Origin of the sequence: Nostoc sp. 2RC (genome assembly GCF_014222165.1) — a bacterium.
Classification (GTDB): Bacteria; Cyanobacteriota; Cyanobacteriia; order Cyanobacteriales; family Nostocaceae; genus Nostoc; species Nostoc linckia.
In genome coordinates this window covers 1-15,438 of record NZ_JACKZU010000189.1, presented here as the reverse complement: position 1 = coordinate 15,438, position 15,438 = coordinate 1, and the positions used below count along the sequence as shown (strand labels likewise).

Genomic DNA, 15,438 nt, shown 5'->3' with positions numbered 1-15,438 from the left:
ATTTAAGTAAATTAACTGATTGATGAGAGATACACTATCTTAACTACAGATCCCACATATACACAGTAGAATGATGTCGAATTATAAATGACGCCATTTGTACCAATGCTTAGTGTTCGTTAAAAATTGTAATTCTGCATACTGATTGCTTATTATCAGTATTTTTACTACAGAATTGCTAGTTTTTAGAACACAATCTCAAAAAGCATTTAATCAATATTTACGCGGAAATTCGCAGGTGCAAACCTAAAAAACCGTGTATAAACTTACAAATGGCAGTTATACGGCCGGATCGAATACTGAGTTACTTACTAAGGCTAGAGTTAGTAACCATTGACAGTTCAGTTTTTGCAACATAACCTTTTTTTCCTATGATGATTCATGGTTTGAGTTTTCTCAGTTTGAGTGCATCTGTTGTACTTCCCTGGGCATTAACGGGTATGGTTCAAGGGCAGAAGATAACAGAGTCTGTAGTTAGAGATGTAGTTAGAGATGTTCCTCAATCATCCACTGTTCAAGAAAATAAACTACCCAATCGCAAGCTCATCAGTGCTATTACTGCTGCTGGGACGACATATTACGTTAGCGGTACTGGCAACGACAACAATAGCGGACTCACTCCTTCATCGCCGTTTAGAACTCCTCAAAGAGCGGCAAACCTCACCAAAGCGGGTGATACAGTATTTTTAATGAATGGAGTATACAGGAATTCAAGCCCAGCAAACTCGGTATTAGTGATTACACGTTCAGGTTCGTCAAATGCATGGATTACATATAAAGCGTACCCTGGACATTCGCCGAAAATCCAGCACGATGGATGGCATGGAATTTGGATTAAAGATGGAGCTTCCTACATCGAGGTCAACGGCATAGAAATTGAAGGAAATAACAGTAATATCAGTCTCAGCTATGCCCTGAGTCAACAATATAACACTGGAAACCCAAGAACTAGCGGCAGTTGCATTACTATAGATGGGCGAACAAAAGCCCGGCCTCATCATATTCGTATTCTCAACAGCAAGATACATGACTGTGGAGGAGGAGGCATTACAGGACTTGAAGTGGATTACGTAACGGTGAGTGATAACGAAGTATATAATAATGCTTGGTATTCACCCTTTGGTTGTAGTGGCATTTCCTTTCTAAAGAATTGGAACTATGACGGGAATCAGAGCAGCTACAGAATGATTATAACGAACAACAAGGTCTACAGAAATAGACTGTACGTTCCCTGGATTTATAACGGCAAGAAACAAGACGGTAACGGAATGATTTTTGACCGTGGAAGAAATGATGAGGCGGGATCGAAATTACCACCGTATCAAGGCCGTATTTTGATTGCTAACAACGTTGTGTATGAAAATGGTGGTGGTGGCATTCATGCATTTAGAACTGACAATATCGATGTCATCAATAACACTTCTTACATGAATAACCAGACTCCAGAAATTTCATACGGACAAATCTCGATGAATGACACTAGGAATGTGAGAGTTCTAAATAACATTCTCTATTCTCAAAGTGGTAAGCCGATAAACATGAACAACGGAAAAAATATCAACACCACTTTCAACTATAACCTTTATAACAGTAATGGTTATAGCGCAAGTGGTAGGGGTTCTAACGATATTGTCGCAGATCCGCAGTTTGTTAATGCTGGCGGCAAGGATTTTAGAGTGAGATCGACAAGTCGAGCAATTAATAGTGGTACTAAGTTCGATTTCTTGAAAACTGATTTTCTCGGTAACCCCCGTATAAGAGGTTCAGCAACCGATAGAGGAGCATACGAAATTCAATAGTGCTGAATTTAAGTAGTACTAAATAGTTTACGAATGGGTTGTATAGCAAAATTCTGATTTCTACAGTATTTTTGTTTACAACCTATTTTTACTGGAGGCTGACAAAGGACTACAAAGCGTTATACCAATTAAAAGTTCATGCACTAAGAAAACCGACAGAACGTCGCATTATTTTTTCAATTAGTATTAGATAAAGTTGTAATTCTTAAGATTGTTATCAAATAAATACCATCTGAACTAAAAGCGGAGCAAACAAAGCTCCGCTTAACGTTTGATTGGTGTAATAAATGTTGGCATAACCAAGATAAACTACAGTGGAACTTTTATTTTTTGGCAAGTCCCTTAAATTCTTTGGTCAATTCCCTTGGTTGGAAATATTCGTGACCATGATACATATAGGTACTAGATTCATTTTTATCAATGATGCCATTGACAACTAAACCCAGCACATTATAGTTGGATCTTTCTAACATTTCTTGAGCCGCGTTAGCACTGTTAGAATCAATTACTCCAGGACGAGCTACTAACAAAATCCCATCAGTCATTTGACTTAAGGTTAAAGCATCAGCAGCTAATAGAAGGGGAGGAGCATCAATAATGACAAAATCATAATTAGATTGGGATGAAAAATTGTCAATTAATGATGCCATACGTTTTGAGTCAAGCAAAGCAAGTGGGTTGGGAGGTCTAACTCCAGCTGTTAAGACATCAAGGTTATCCATTACTTTGGATACAGCCGTATTAAATTCAGCTTGACCTACAAGAACCTCACTTAAACCAACTGCATTGGTTAATTCCCACAGATGATGCTGAGAAGGAACTCGCATATCTGCATCAATTAGTAAAACTTTACGTCCTAGTTGAGCGATCGCTGCTGCCAAATTCGCTGAAACTGTAGACTTGCCTTCTTTAGGAACTGCGCTAGTGACTACAATTGTTTTCAGTACTTTATCGGAACTCAAGAATTTTAAATTTGCTTGAATCATCCGATACATTTCACTTGTTAAAGAGTAAGGCATGTCTCGGACAGCAACTTTTTGAGTTATTGATTCTGCACTTGAAAAACGAGAGCGAACCTTTTTCACGGACAGAGGAACAATTCCCAGTAAGGTATATCTAAATATATCTCTAACTTCTCTGAGTGTTTTCAGAGATCTATCTCTCATACCTAAGAATAGAACAGTTGTTGTAGCTAAAAATAAACCCAACATTACTCCTAAGAGTAAAACGAGAAATTTTTTGCCTGCTACTGGGTCAGTGGGCGCTAAAGCCTGAGCAATAATCCGAGAACTTGCTGTATTGGTGTTCTCAACTAACTGTAATTCTTGAACTTTTTTCAATAAAGTTTGATATGTTGATTCTGCAACTTCAAGTTTCCGCTCTAATTCCCGCTGATTTTGTATTAATTGTGGTATTACTTGCACGCGCTTTTGATAGTTGGTGCGAGAATTATACAAAGAAGCGAGTCTTTGACTTAAACCAAAACGTTGCACTTCTGATTGCAGAAAATCTTGGATTAAAGTTTGTCTGAGTTCTCCAATTTGCAATAAATTTTGAGGAACTTGTGCGTTGCTACCAACTGTTTGGGAAATTTGCTGCTGTAGTAAAGCTCTTAAGTTAGCTTTTTTTGCTTCTAAATTAATAATTGCTGGGTTATCATCTTGGAAACGGCTACGCTCACTTGCTAACTGCCGCTCAATATCTTGAAGTTGTGTCAATATTCCCTGTACAGCTGGTGACTGACTCAAGGCACTGACAGCGATCGCATTTTGAGAACTCAAATTTACTTTCTGTCGCAGTTCATTGGTTTGAGCATTGACTTCATCCAATTGAGCCTGAACAGTATTAATTTCGTTATTTAAATTTCCAATAATCCCGACGGCCGACTTTGTTTCTTCTGTTAGATCTGCAATGCGGTTTTTCTGCTTAAATATACGTAGTTCTCGTTCTGCTTTATCAACAGCCTCTTGAGTTTTTGGAAGCTGCCTAGCAATAAATTGACGAGTTGATGCTGCCTCTGAACGATTTGTGAGAATATCATTTTCTACATAAACATTCATCACTGTGTTGACCACTGCGGCAGCTTCTTCAGCGTTAAGGCTCGCATAAGTAACTCGTAATACATCCGTTCCGCCAATAATTTTTAATATCAGCGATTTTTGTAGAGCTTTTACTGTTAAGGGTTGACCTTCTTGATCTTTGAGTTGTAATTTATCTATTGTCTTCTGCAATAAAGCAGGAGACGAAATAACTTCTATCTGAGTGTTTATAGGATTTTGAGATGCTATTAGTGATTTGAGGTCTCCTGTAGATCCTCCTTCTGTGGTTGTCGGCAAAAGGTTAGATCCCACTACTTTAAAAGAAGGAATTCTGAACAATAATTTTCCTTCTGCTTCATAAGACGGCTTGATAAACCTTGTAGCCACTGCGCTGAGCATCACTGTAGCTATAAAAATGGTGGCAGCAGGTACCCACCACCGTTTCAACATCAATAAATAACGATTAAGGTCTAAATCAAGAGTTTCTCTAGATTCCATAAATTTTTATGACATAAATCTTCAAAAGTACAGTTTTTGAGCGATAAACTAAAAGATATTATGGCTTAGAGCAAGCACAAGGCACTACAATTAACAGCACTTGTACCATAAAACCTTACGCATAACACACAGTATAGACTATATAAGTTACAAATTGAGTTCACATTCTTGTATGATTGCGCCACATGCGTCAGAAATAACCTTGAAAAACTATGGGTTTTAGCTGATTTTAGGGTTTCTTAACGATTTGACGCAGTATCAATATTAAGTATTTAGATATTACCCAACTTCATGAGTAATGATTAGAAAATTTTAAGGTGGTAATTACTGACTTTGAAAAATCTTATCATATGCCTCTAAAAGTTTCGGAACTTGATACTGCCACTCAAGTATCTCTTCCATTCTGCGTCGCCCCTCGGCTCCTATTTTTTCTCTGCGTTCAGGGGAATCTAGAAGCTCTAGAATTTTCTCAGCAAACTCCACTTCATCATTCGGTTTGGCATAGAGAGAAGCTTCTTGTGCAGAACGTCTTCCCTCTCGTAAATCAAACTGCACAATTGCTTTACCCATAGCCATATATTCAAGAATTTTATTCATGGTGCAGTTTTCGTTATAGGCAGATGTAGGAGATGGTTCCACACACACATCACAACTGGAGAGCCGCTCTAAAAGCTCCTCACCTTGTTTAAATCCTGTGAATTCTACGAAATCAGTTACTTCCAATTCTTTAGATAAGGCTTTGAGCTTGTCTGCCGCAGGGCCACTGCCGATCAACATAAAGTGAATATCTTGGCGATTTTTTTTCCGAACAATGTAATTGACCATTCTCAGGAGATAATCAATTCCCTCTGGTTCCCCCATAACACCCATGTAACCCACCAAGTAGTCCCTACCTGCACGGTAATTCGGATTTGGAGACATTCGACGAAAACGGGATAGGTCTGGCGCACTACGAACTACAAAGACTTTCTCTGGTTTCTTTTTCCCACGGGTAATAGCTACCTCCCGATGGGATTCGTTGGTTGAAATTACGATGTCTGCTGTTCCATATGTCAAGCGTTCAGCCAACCGTAATCCCTGATAAAAAATGTCACGACGTTGGTACTTAGCTTCATACATCTCAGGGCTGAGGTCATGATGATCGAAAAGAATGCGTACACCATGAAATAATTTAAACCATCCTGCTACTAGAAAAAGTAAATCCGGTGGATTACAAATATGGATGACATCAAAACCACGCTCTCGCCACACCCGTTGGGCTAAACGGAATTGCCAGTTAATCGCCCAACTATACTCTCTGAGATACCCAACCACCGAACTTTCTTCTGGTGGTAGAGGATGACGATAGATGTGAATTTGCTCAATAACCTCGTAGTCTTTATCAAAACCATTACCTGTAGGTGAAATTACGGCAACTTCATATCCTGCTTTTTGCAAAGTAGTTGCTTCCATCCACACTCGTCGATCGAAGGGAACTGGCAGATTTTCAACGATAATTAATACTTTTTTTGCTAATGCCATGATGACTTAAATTCTTAATTGTTTTACGAAAACACTTGTCAGCTGTGTAATGTGCTTCTTTATTGAGAAACCCTGTTAGTAAGCTGCATATTTAGATTTTCCTAATTTGCAATCTTTGTAATTACTAACTTTTTAGACTTACTGGAACATCTAAATTTAATAACGAATGATATAACTTCAGGAAAGCAATCCAATGATTTTTTATATCAAGAGCAAATACACTTTTTCTGGCTTTAAATCCCAAAGAAAACCTCAAATCTTCATTTTCAATCAAAGATTTTAAAGAACTTGATAACTCCTCTGGATTCCCTGGATTAACAATGAAACCATTTTCTAAATCAGTAACTATTTCAGGTATACCACCTACTGGTGTAACTACAACTGGTAATTCCCAAGCCATTGCTTCCAACATTGCTAATGGGAGACCTTCATTGTAAGATGGCAGCACAAAAATATTTGCCTGAGTTAAGAGAATATCGCGCTCATCTGAGCCTATCCATCCAGGTAATTTGATGTAATCTTCTAGATTTAAAGTAGTAACTAAATTGCGCGCTTGTTCTACTTCTCCATCTCCTGCCATAATCAGACTCAATTTAGTTCGATGTTCCTTAGGCAATAGAGAAATGGCTTCGATCAAGTCAAATGCTCCTTTACGTTGGCCAATTCGTCCTAAAAAGAGTAAATTAACTTTGTCAGAGATTGAACGATTTGGAACTTCTACAGGAATTTTTACTGGGTTATAAAAAACTACAACTTTTTCCGGTTCTAGACCAAGATTTTTTATATAGAAGTTTTTCCAACTTTCAGATAATACAATTAGCCTTTGGCACTTGCTAAATATCCAATTTAGCAGTTGCTGTATGGATTTTGGTAATCCATCGTAGAAGAGATGGAATTGACTACCATGAGCATGTATTATTATTGGTTTCCGAAATACCCAAGCTAAAAGTATCATAATTGCTTGTCGCAAAATGCTTCCACGCTGAGAAATTTGAAGTTGAACAATATCAGCCTCTTGCTTGAGTAATATCCATAAAAATTTCCATATAGCTTTCAAAAATATCGTAATTTTTTTAACTACACTTCCTTCTTCATGGGTAATTATATGACATACTTTTACTTCAGGAGGAGCATACTCCAAAAACAGCTTTTCGTAACCAGAAATACCCCCCTGCTGAAGTAAGCTAGGGCCTAACATGACAATCTTAATAGGATTAGTTTTATTCATCTTCTTTAGCTGAAATGTGACATTTTATTATTAATTACCTTGAACATTTTAAATTTCCAATTGTTCAGTATGTACACCAATTGTATTTTTATAATTTTTGTTGAAATTCAGAGATACTTGACTTGATAAAATGGCCGACACATATAGTGTCCATTCAATTGAATTTTGCTCGATTAATATAGTTTCAGTAAAGTTGGAAAAAGCGATAAAGGTTAAATATATTAGTAGCCATACATTCTTTTCAAATACTTTATTTAATCTGATTAAATATATGCCTCGGAAAAAACTAGTTAAGAATCCCGCTAGGAAAACTAAAAGTCCCACTAAACCTACAGCTAACCAGAGATCCAAAAATCCATTGTGGGCACTAGGAGCAGGCCATCCTATTGACTCTTGTACATAGGCCGCACCAGAAGTATCAGCACCAAACCAGAATGCTCCATAGCCATATCCAAGTAAGGGTTTTCTCCCTATCATCTCGAAGACAGCAGGCCATATCTCTGAGCGTCCAGTTAACGTAGTGTCTTTACCTACGCTTCCCAAAATTTGATCGGCGTATGTTACAAACAAGGCATAAAAAGCAATACTTACAGTGGCTATAAATGTCAAGGTAGGTATCAAGATTGTATACCTAAAGCGTAAAATTCTGTGATATACAGGAAAAGCTGCTGTAACTACGAGTAGATTGCCTAAAGATGTTGCTGAGCTTGAAAATAACACAAGTATTGCAGAAGCCATATAACCAAGCCACGAAACCCAGCGATTTTGCTGAGTAGTCATAGCAATAAAGAAAAATATTGCTCCACTCAGTGCAAATCTCCTACCAAGGATATTTTTCTGTGAATATATTCCTCTCCAAGCAGTTGCATGTTCATCCGCTCCAAGGCCATATTGGGGCATCAAAAAAACAACCAGGAAACACGCTATTGCTGAGATGCCAAGCATATAAGTACACATTTTCAGTTGTTCTTTTAAGGTGTAGCGCGAAGCTAAATAAACTCCAAAAAATGTAGTTCCTACTAGACCAAAAACCCTACGTATAGTTGTATCTGGATCTAAAGACCAAAAACTAGAAATTGCACAAACTCCAACTAAGAGCCAAATAAGCCTATTTTTACTAATAACGTAGATAACTTTCTTCCATCGTAGAATAATTAATAAAAAAGCTATTGCATATGTCAGAGTATAAAGCAATCTAAATATGGTTCTATCACCTTCTTGCAAGGTGAAGCCATCAGTCAGGAATGGATCTAATGGAGTTCCTGAATAAATTATTAAGCAAATAACTGTAAGTAGTTGTTCGGCAGAAAGTAGAAGTTTTCTCATTGTTTGGAGTATGCATCATGGTGGACACAGACAAGAGATTAAACTAGTTGCCTGAGTGTATAGTTGTTTCAGGTAATTTTAGCAAATACTTTGTTTCTGAGATTTTTAATTAATGGCTTTTCTAGGTAAGTATGAATCAAGCATCCCATAGTTACTGCTATGACCACAGTGACGAAGGCAATGATATTGAAATTGATTATTGTGTATAATACTGCACTCTTTCTTGCTAACGCATCCAAAATTTTACTGATATTACTTAAGAAAAAACCATGTGTTAAATATATGGAATAAGAAGCATCTCCCAGGTAAATTAAAATCAATGGTACATCGATCTTGCTTGACATTTCTAAATATACAGAGCCAATAATTAGAAGAGTAAAGGGTAGACCATAGCCTATTAATGTGGGAATACCTGATATATTAAATTCACCATCTCTTGTATTGATTATTGATAATACCAAAAGAAAAAGAGAAGTGTATATTAATGAATTTTTAAACTTAAATTTGGATTGAGAGATAGTATATGCAGCTAAACAACCAAGGACGAATTCTAGATTGTGTTCGTCAAATATAAACATTAATAAAAAATTGTTGCTAATTGGTAAAAGATTGAATAGATTGAGAATGACACCAGTTATCCAAGCAACGATTATAGCTTTGTAAATCTTGGTGTTGAACAAAATTAATCCCGCAAACAGACAGTAGAAAAAAATTTCATAAGTAAGCGTCCAACTGACACCAATAAATTTAGTGTTAAGGATATCATTGTCTTGGGGCAGTAATAAAAAAGCTTTAAAAACCTCACCTGCACTTGTTTGCAAAATCGTATCTTTATAATTGGCAAACGTAGAAGCTAGAAGTTTGGTAGCCAAAACAATCCAATACAATGGATATATGCGAATAAATCGTTTGATAATGAAAGATTTTAATTTATTTGGTTTACCAATATCATATTGGTGTATATAAAATATAATAAATCCACTTAGTACGAAAAAGAAATCAACGCCTATCCAACCAAAATGAAATATTTGTAATAAAGTATTGCGATCGAATTCGCGAGAAAGGATACGACCACCATGAGATAAGACTACGAGGATAGCAGCAATACCACGGTATACTTGTAGCAAATTCAATTTTTTGTTCATATCATTATGCAGAGTAGATTTGAAAAATTAAATTCACTTCTATGGCTTTTGATAAACATAAAAGTATTTGAGTAATGTTGCAGTATTGCTGATAGCCAGTTAGAGGTACAGTTTATATGAGTTGCCAGTTAATGAGACACATCAAGGGGTTTAACTGACAACACATCTTTTTGATACCCCAGTATATCAGTCAATTAACTCACTTCAGGGTGAGATTTCTTTCAAAACAGTTGGTTTTGTTTGGGAATTTTTTTTAAAAAGAGAACGAATTCGCTGTCTGAGATCTTGAGGAATTAACCACATTGTTAAGTACAAACATATATCCATTGGTCTTGGCTTACCCAAGCGTATAGATTCCCACAATAGAGGCAAAAAAGCTTTCCAATCACCTGCTGATGACGCAAAATGGCTAACAATTGTTGCAATAAAACCTGAATAAGCTTTTGGTGTTACTAAATGACGAGTTGAACGAATCCAATCCAAAGAATATTTCCAATCATGAACGTTACTCAAACGTTTGATTCCCATTTCTGAATGCCAGATTGCCATCGCTTCAGGTACAAATAGAATTTGTACATTTTCCATTGCATTCACCCGCAGCAACCACTCCCAATCCTCGTGTCTGGGAAATTTTTCTTCTAAAGGCATTTTTTCCATTAACTCTTTTTTCACAAAAAGAGTAGAGGTTTGTATGCATCCTTCTCCTTTAAAAAAAGAGTTCCGAACAAAAAGATATTCGCTTAAAGGTTCCGAGGCTTGAGGTAACCTTCTTGGGCAAATAAAGTCACCTTTTGGAGTCCGAGAAATGAAACGGCTGGCAACAACTGGAAACTCATAAGTAGAACTAGTCGCTAATTCTAATTGACGTTCCAATTTTTGTGGTAGCCATTGGTCATCATCATCTAAAAATGCTATCCAAGTGCCTTTAGCTTCCCTTACCCCGGTGTTTCTAGCACCTGATGGGCCAATATTTTGTGGTAATTCTATTACTCTGAGTCTGGGATCGCCTATCTGAGATAGCGCATCGACTGTTTGCCGATCTGGGCCATCCACTATCACAATCACTTCAATGGATTGTAGTGTCTGACTCAAGGCACTTTTAGCACCTCTGACAACAATTTGTGGTCTGTTACGTGTAGGAATAACTACACTGACTATTGGTTGGTTACTTTCGTTTGTCATTGGCATATTTGGAGTTGTTTTTTCTTTGAATAATTACCATATTTATTAAACTTGATGCTTTATTTATTGTTTTACAAGTTATTCAAACAAGAAAATCAACGATAAATAAGCATTTATTTTTTGACAATTTTTTCCCAAGCTATAGGAATTTTACCTAAAGCATGAATACTCAACAAACTAACGAATAATATATAGCAGCAAGTGGCGATCGCCATAGTTAATAACAAATTCAAATTTATTGTTTCTAAAACTATAAATACAATTGCCATTAAAACACTAATTATCAAAGGATTTCGGATAATTTTCCATAAATTTAATGGAAATACTAAAGTATAAGTGAAATAAATATACTGACTAAAAGCAATAAAACTCATTAACAAAGCCATTATCGCTGCCCCCAGTAAGTTATATTGCGACACTAATATCAGACCTAATAAACTTCCTAATATGGTATTAATAGCTACTTGACGCAAATTTACAATTTCAAAACCATTTGCCACAAGTAAAAAAGATAATGATTGATTGAAGGGTAGGAAAATTAATGATATGGCAATAATACTAAGAGCTAAACTTCCTTGAGAAAAGCTAGGATTATATATAAGAATTAGTAAATTTTTACCAATAAACAGCAGACCAACGCATAAAGGTAATCCAATAGTTAATAAAATTTCAATACATTTTTCTATAATGTTTCGCTGTTTATCCCGCCCTTCATTCACGGCTTTTGATAATCGGGGAAACAGTGCTATACCTATACTATTTGCAACTATCAAAAATGGCTGGAATAATTGCATAATTCCACCATAAACACCGATTACAAATTCACTTCCTAATAATGAAAGTATCAAAATTTGAATTCTAGCATTGACTACAGCTAGTCCTTCAATTGCAAAGAATGTCCGTGCATTTTTAAGTGTTTTCCAAACAAAAGCTTTATCAATTTGTAATTTAGTTTTAACAAATTTAGTGATTAAAATCCATTCAATAGCTAGAATTATTGATTCTGAAATTACTAAAATTGCCGCTAAATAATCAACTCCATAATTCCTTTGCATTGACCAGAGCATGATGAATAAACGCATCACATACACTGGAACTGTTGCTAGGGCAATTAGATGCATCTTTTCTTTTGCTTGAAAAATTGCCTCAGTAATGTTAGAAAGTGAAAACGGAATGATTGTTAAACCCATGATGTAACAAGCAGTGGAAGTTTCAGAAGTGTAGGGCAATAGAAATACTATGATTACTAAAACTACATAACTGAAGCAACTGAAAATTAACTGCAACCAGGTTCCACTTATTAAATAAAGTGATGTTTTTTCTGGTTCACGGGCTATTTCTCTGGTAAATAAAGTCTTTAAACCCTGTGAGGCGATGTTGACAAATATAAAGTAATAAGTAAATGCTAGTAGATATTGTCCTAAGGCTTCTGCTCCTAATGTGCGAGCTATAGAAGCTGTCAACACAAAGGCTGTGATACTTTGTGTTAAACGATTAATTACCATTGACAGTGAATTACTTATTAGTTTACGGTTTTTTACCATATAGTAATCAGCTTAATTTTGATAATTGTAAAAACCGTAAATCTCTGTAGAAAAATTTTTCAAAAAAATTAAAAGGTACAAATATCATTGAAAAGAATTTAAATTAACTTTATTTGACAATTCATTTTTGAAGATAATTTTGACCTGTTACGAAGTTATATGTCAGTTTGATTAAAAAAGTAACTCAAACAAAAACTATTTAAATAGTTTTTGCTTGTGAAGAAGAGTATACTTCGTTGAGTTTGGTAATTAACTAATTAATCTAAACTCAACGATAGTAACTCACTTCCTTTTAATACGCACCTTCTTTTTTCAAAACCACCATTACTGTTTTGATGAGAATCTCAAAGTCTAAACTCAGCGACCAATTTTCTATGTAGCTCATATCCAGGGCTATAACTTGTTCAAAATCTAAAATATTTGAACGACCTGAAACTTGCCAAAGTCCTGTAACACCAGGTAAAACTTCATGACGAATAAAATGATGTTCAGAAAACTTATCTACATCTCTAGTTGGTAAAGGACGAGGGCCAACTATGCTCATTTCTCCAAGGATGACATTAAAAAGTTGGGGTAATTCATCCAAACTGTAACGACGGAGAAATTTTCCAACACGAGTAATGCGAGGATCATCTTTTATTTTGAAAATAATCCCATCTTTGGTCTCATTCAAAGCTTCCAGTTCCTTCTGCAATTTCTCTGCATCAGATCTCATGGTTCTAAACTTCCATACTTTGAACTGTTTTCCATGTAGACCGATACGAGTTTGTTTGTAGAATACTGTGCCAGGAGAATCCAACTTTATAGCTATAGCTATAGCTATGTAGATGGGGAATGTTAACATTACGAAGATAGTGGAGACACAAAAATCACAAATACGCTTGATCCAAAAGTCTTTACCTGTAATTATCGGGCAATCCAAACTCAGACAAGGCATTCCTCCCACTTTGTTGAATTCTACGTTTCTATAAATTGGTTTTAATTCCATCGGTATAATGTGTACTTGTATACCTGATGCTTGAAATAACCAACATAGAAACATTCTATTCTTCAAAGCATCCCAGGATATGAAGACTTCTGTGACACCTAGCTGATTAAGTTGATTCAATGTTTGTTGGCGTTGATATCTGTCTAAGGCATTAGCATTTGCTGTTCCAGATACAATGTAATGTTTCTCTTTCTTGATGAAACTTGCTATTTGCTCCTGGTCTTGAGGATCGGAGATAATAAATACAGAAGAACGAACTATTTTCTTTTGCTTACGGAGATATTCTAGAACTAGATTGACACTATATCTACCAGTACAAACAAAAAATGTACTGAACAACCAAGACAAAAGTATTAATCTCTGACTTGCGATATCTACAATCGGCTGATATATCAAACAAATAAATAGTATTAATCCGTGAGCAAAAGTTAGTGACTTGATAATATTTAGATAGTCATACCGTTTTTGGCCTTCTCGGTAAACACCTTCTAGGGCTAGCGATCCTATTTGAATTCCAATTGTGATGAATATCGGCAAATAATTAATTGAGCTACCCGAAGAAAAACTGTCAGCAGATTGGTATCCAGCTAAAATCCAAGCTAAGGATAAAAGAGTGCAATCTACTAAAAATAGTGTTGTTAGTCTCAGCCACCAGGAACCTTTGCGTACTTTCACAATTGAAGATGCACGTAGATCCAAAGGCACTTCACTTAATTTGTTTGTTGCGATACTTTGATTACTCATAGTTAGTAACACTTGGTCTCGTTAAAGTTGGATGGAAATATATGCGAGTGAAGTATTTCACATGTCTTTTAAAGAAAACTAAATTCTGTAGTTGAATATTTACTCACTTTTTTGGAGTAAAGTTAATTTCTTGAGCAAAAATGTATTCAAATGTCTCAGTACGAACATCAACCAAAATTTCAGCATTTTTTACAACGTAGCATCTCGAAACTTTGGGCTTTAGTCTAAAGGTAAGGATGTTGTTTTAATTAAACTATAGTTCAATGCAGTTCCTGACATTAATAACTTATATATGCTAGGTCAGGGTATTAGAGTTTCTAACTTGCGTAATACATTATCCAGGCCGTTAAAGCTCTTACACAGATTTGGGCTTTCAAAAAAACTATACCCCTTACAAAGTTAATGTTGTATGTTTAACTACACTTGTTTTGTTTTGCTTCAAGGCTTTTTGATTGTTTACGCATAATTACTGATTAAAAAAACATACAGACATAACATATAACGAAATGCATCAAAATTGTTGAATTTTGTTACAAAAGTTTACATTTCTTTGTACTCTGGTTAGATTTTTATTAATTCTTGAAGGATGTGAATCAACATAATAGATGGCAAATTCAGTAAAAGCCTTCAATTGATAAATCACTTTTGTCAAGGGAGCATCCTGTCAATGTGACTGTAACAAACAAGATGTAGTTTCACAAAACTAACAAAGCTGTTCGGCAAATATGAAACAGTAAAAATGAGTTTTGAGGAATTGAAGCACTGTTCAAGTATGTTTAAGAGGTACAAGGCTTGTTATCTATGCATTATAGGCATTTTTACTCCTTGAGAAAGTCAATTATTTTGGCTGTTCTTTGGTTTCAGATTAGATTTAGAATTGATTTAGTTTGATGTGTTAGAAACTACGGACTTACGTAACTAACTGCGTATGTAGAAATTCTACTGAATTACCGTAATTATTGCAGCTACTTGTACTAAGGCTTTACAGTAATTTTACATACCAAGAAACACAATGAAGATTCGGTAATAATTATTTTTTCACTCAACTGGTTAAGATAAAAGGCGATAAAAAGGATAACGTAATTCCACTATTATTTATATTTGCTAAGCTAATTTACTTAAAACGATTCAAACTTTTATTCTTCTGTGGTCATATAGTTTTTAATTCAAAAAGCTAAAGCAAAAGATTATAAAAATTTCAAACTCAATATAAAATTTTAAATATCCGATGGAGAGGTTTTTGCAAAAAATATCAATTTATAATTCAAAACGAAAAGTGTGATTGAAGCTCTCTGGAAACTAAAAAGCCTGCGTTATGAAAAAATCCTTGAAAAATTTATTTTCCTTCCTGTGTAGATTTTCCCTGGAGTGAAAAATATAGATAGGCAAAAAAGTACAAATGATTAAGTAATATCAATATATGG

The 15,438-nt window shown here is 35.4% G+C and carries 9 protein-coding genes; 1 reads left to right on the top strand and 8 read right to left on the bottom strand.

From position 1 onward, the window contains the following. Positions 1-401 precede the first annotated feature (401 nt). A complete protein-coding gene (locus tag GNE10_RS20335; RefSeq protein ID WP_260446953.1) occupies positions 402-1,799 on the top strand; it encodes a right-handed parallel beta-helix repeat-containing protein in 1,398 nt (465 codons plus the stop codon). A gap of 323 nt (positions 1,800-2,122) precedes the next feature. Here GNE10_RS20335 and GNE10_RS20330 read toward each other — a convergent pair whose 3' ends face one another. From GNE10_RS20330 to GNE10_RS20295, 8 genes are all read right to left on the bottom strand, one after another. After that, positions 2,123-4,336 carry a polysaccharide biosynthesis tyrosine autokinase gene (locus GNE10_RS20330; RefSeq protein ID WP_185566718.1) on the bottom strand — a complete coding sequence of 738 codons (2,214 nt, stop codon included), beginning with the start codon at positions 4,334-4,336 and terminating at the stop codon, positions 2,123-2,125. A gap of 324 nt (positions 4,337-4,660) precedes the next feature. Further along, entirely contained in the window at positions 4,661-5,857 is a 1,197-nt protein-coding gene (locus GNE10_RS20325; protein ID WP_185566717.1) for a glycosyltransferase family 4 protein, read from the bottom strand. Positions 5,858-5,981: 124 nt separating this feature from the next. After that, positions 5,982-7,085 (bottom strand): glycosyltransferase family 4 protein, encoded by a 1,104-nt coding sequence (locus GNE10_RS20320; protein ID WP_185566716.1) that lies wholly within the window; start codon positions 7,083-7,085, stop codon positions 5,982-5,984. Between the two features lie 48 nt (positions 7,086-7,133). After that, on the bottom strand, positions 7,134-8,411 hold the full coding sequence (locus tag GNE10_RS20315) for an O-antigen ligase (RefSeq protein WP_185566715.1): 1,278 nt from the start codon (positions 8,409-8,411) through the stop codon (positions 7,134-7,136). 68 nt (positions 8,412-8,479) lie between these two features. Further along, positions 8,480-9,556, bottom strand: coding sequence for an acyltransferase (locus tag GNE10_RS20310; protein ID WP_185566714.1), 1,077 nt, complete (start codon positions 9,554-9,556; stop codon positions 8,480-8,482). A gap of 204 nt (positions 9,557-9,760) precedes the next feature. Further along, positions 9,761-10,738: a glycosyltransferase family 2 protein gene (locus tag GNE10_RS20305; protein WP_185566713.1), complete on the bottom strand. Its 978-nt coding sequence runs from the start codon at positions 10,736-10,738 to the stop codon at positions 9,761-9,763. 113 nt (positions 10,739-10,851) lie between these two features. Continuing rightward, the gene (locus tag GNE10_RS20300) at positions 10,852-12,282 is read right to left on the bottom strand and encodes an oligosaccharide flippase family protein (RefSeq protein WP_185566712.1); all 1,431 of its coding nucleotides are present in this window, start codon (positions 12,280-12,282) and stop codon (positions 10,852-10,854) included. A gap of 292 nt (positions 12,283-12,574) precedes the next feature. Continuing rightward, positions 12,575-14,014: a sugar transferase gene (locus tag GNE10_RS20295; protein WP_185566711.1), complete on the bottom strand. Its 1,440-nt coding sequence runs from the start codon at positions 14,012-14,014 to the stop codon at positions 12,575-12,577. Positions 14,015-15,438: the final 1,424 nt, after the last annotated feature.

What these genes read in the sequence shown, in the direction of transcription:
- GNE10_RS20315 (WP_185566715.1), bottom strand. Translation starts at nt 8,411, where the DNA reads ATGAGAAAACTTCTACTTTCTGCCGAACAACTACTTACAGTTATTTGC.
- GNE10_RS20295 (WP_185566711.1), bottom strand. Translation starts at nt 14,014, where the DNA reads ATGAGTAATCAAAGTATCGCAACAAACAAATTAAGTGAAGTGCCTTTG.
- GNE10_RS20325 (WP_185566717.1), bottom strand. Translation starts at nt 5,857, where the DNA reads ATGGCATTAGCAAAAAAAGTATTAATTATCGTTGAAAATCTGCCAGTT.
- GNE10_RS20305 (WP_185566713.1), bottom strand. Translation starts at nt 10,738, where the DNA reads ATGACAAACGAAAGTAACCAACCAATAGTCAGTGTAGTTATTCCTACA.
- GNE10_RS20320 (WP_185566716.1), bottom strand. Translation starts at nt 7,085, where the DNA reads ATGAATAAAACTAATCCTATTAAGATTGTCATGTTAGGCCCTAGCTTA.
- GNE10_RS20310 (WP_185566714.1), bottom strand. Translation starts at nt 9,556, where the DNA reads ATGAACAAAAAATTGAATTTGCTACAAGTATACCGTGGTATTGCTGCT.
- GNE10_RS20330 (WP_185566718.1), bottom strand. Translation starts at nt 4,336, where the DNA reads ATGGAATCTAGAGAAACTCTTGATTTAGACCTTAATCGTTATTTATTG.
- GNE10_RS20300 (WP_185566712.1), bottom strand. Translation starts at nt 12,282, where the DNA reads ATGGTAAAAAACCGTAAACTAATAAGTAATTCACTGTCAATGGTAATT.